The sequence below is a fragment of the Streptococcus sp. 121 genome, assembly GCF_016458205.1.
In the GTDB taxonomy this organism is placed as follows: Bacteria; Bacillota; Bacilli; order Lactobacillales; family Streptococcaceae; genus Streptococcus.
In genome coordinates this window covers 1-1,395 of sequence record NZ_JAEMED010000081.1, presented here as the reverse complement: position 1 = coordinate 1,395, position 1,395 = coordinate 1, and the positions used below count along the sequence as shown (strand labels likewise).

Here is a 1,395-nt window from a genome sequence, read left to right as displayed (position 1 = left end):
CGTTTGGAGATGGGGCAGGTACAGTTGAGACAGTCGTATGCTGGTCTCACGATTGGCAAGGTCATTGACAAACAGGAAAAAGACGGCAAGTACACGCTGACAATCGCAGGATACGGGAATTTCTTGGTAAGTGAGAAGACTTACGAAGAAGCAGTGTTAGGTGCGGATATGCCGGACGAGATTAAGGAGCGTGTTGAGGTGAAGAATAAGGTAGGAGGATAGTATGCCAAATTGGTGCGAAGGTGTTTTGAAAGTTCGAGGAACAAAACAGAATGTTGTTAATTATTTACAGGAGTTATTAGGAGTGCCGATTTTTGGCCGAAAAAAAGGTCCAGAACCTAAAATTGTTCTTTCAGATGGTTGGGATGAAATAATTTTTGAAATCAAAGACTGTGATTATTTCTACTTGAAAAATACACGGAGAGCTTTTATTGAATCTAACACAATTGAAATTTGGCCGTGGGGAAATGAAGATACTCCTGAAGAAATAGGCGTTGCGTCTATTCCTAATTTTAAACAAGCTTGGGGAATTATCCCTGATAACTATACAGAACTGTCAAAAAAAACACAATGTGGACTTAAAGATTTTTGGATACGAGCAGGGAATGGAGTTTACACAAGAAGTAGAGATTCACAAGGGTGTTATTGTCAAGTATGCAGATTACACCTTTGATGATTATGAATGGGAAGTGCCCTTTAGTCATTTAGGAGGTTAGTATGAAATTAGTAAAGATTGATACAGGATGGGTAAAACCTAGCAAGGTGATTATGGTTGAAGAGACAGAAGTAAATCCACTTGACGTAAACAATTCTAAGATTTGGACTAGAGTTATTTTAGAAGATGCTCATGTAGTTCATACACAGCTATCTGTAGACGAAGTAGTCGCAATTATCAATGGAGGGTTGGAATGACAGCTAAACGAAGACATCGAGCGATTGAGAAAGCACGGAAAAGGTTATTCATTCACTACAAAAAATCCCATCAACAGAGACTTCGGAGTGCTATGAATGGTCTACAAGCTTTTGTGGAAGCGATTGGCAAGAATGTTAGAAGAGCAATAAAGGAGATTTGATATGACAGAAAAACTAAAATACAAAATCGGTGATAAGGTGTTGGTTGACGTAGAAATCATTAAAATTGATGATTCTTCTATGCCTTACTTAGTTAGAATCCCAGACCCAGTTGTTAGTAATAAATTTTGGGTAGGTGCTGATAGCGTCATCCACCTCCCACCAAAACCAAAAGTAACGAAGGCGGTGATGGATTGGTATGAACGTGATAAAAACAGTAATTGGAATGTTAATGGTTATTTAAACAATGCACCAGAAGAGCTTTATGAGTGGCTTTTATATTCTGATGATGTTCTTAAGAACCAACACGCCCTCGCAACCCTA

Annotated in this window: 4 protein-coding genes; all 4 read left to right on the top strand. The window is 38.6% G+C overall.

Translation table 11 applies throughout. The annotated features are described in order from the left end of the window. Positions 1-222 (top strand): DUF1372 family protein (locus tag JEQ21_RS09800; protein WP_233340888.1); only part of this gene is annotated, 222 nt, incomplete at its 5' end. Position 223: 1 nt separating this feature from the next. Next, the gene (locus JEQ21_RS09795; RefSeq protein WP_233340886.1) at positions 224-673 is read left to right on the top strand and encodes a hypothetical protein; all 450 of its coding nucleotides are present in this window, start codon (positions 224-226) and stop codon (positions 671-673) included. Between the two features lie 44 nt (positions 674-717). Further along, positions 718-912 (top strand): hypothetical protein, encoded by a 195-nt coding sequence (locus tag JEQ21_RS09790; protein ID WP_199365314.1) that lies wholly within the window; start codon positions 718-720, stop codon positions 910-912. Between the two features lie 162 nt (positions 913-1,074). Beyond that, on the top strand, positions 1,075-1,395 hold a 321-nt coding region (locus JEQ21_RS09785), incomplete at its 3' end, for a hypothetical protein (RefSeq protein WP_199365313.1).